Source organism: Mesorhizobium sp. M2E.F.Ca.ET.209.01.1.1, from assembly GCF_004010375.2.
Taxonomy (GTDB): Bacteria; Pseudomonadota; Alphaproteobacteria; order Rhizobiales; family Rhizobiaceae; genus Mesorhizobium.
The window spans coordinates 1-366 of sequence record NZ_SADP02000447.1 but is presented as its reverse complement, the minus strand read 5'-3'; the positions used below and the strand labels follow the sequence as shown (position 1 = coordinate 366).

The 366-nt window shown below is 65.0% G+C and carries 1 protein-coding gene; it reads right to left on the bottom strand.

All coding sequences use genetic code 11. The features are described from left to right. Positions 1–366 (bottom strand): EamA family transporter (locus tag EN852_RS36410; RefSeq protein ID WP_145994150.1); only part of this gene is annotated, 366 nt, incomplete at both ends.

The following is a 366-nucleotide window of genomic DNA, read 5'->3' as shown; positions in this document are numbered from 1 at the left end:
GAACGGCAGAACCACCCCGACGAGCGAGGTGAAGCCCATCTCCCTGCCGCTCGCCCGCGAGACGGTGATGGCGCAGGCGACGCAGAGCGCGGAGCACAGCGCCATGATGTCGCCGAACAGATTCCCGGTGCCGATCGAATCGCCGACGATTATGGCGACACCGACGATCATCAGCGCCAGCGCCGCGAGTGTCGCCGGCCGCGGTCTCTCCCTCAGGAACAGCCAGGACAGCAAAGCCGAGAACATCGTGGTGAAGGCCAGGATGAAGACGAGGTCGGCGGTCGAGGTATGATAGACGGCTGTGATGAAGGCAATCGAGCCGAGCCCGTAGAGCGTGGCGACCATTAGACCCAGCCGTCCCGGGAC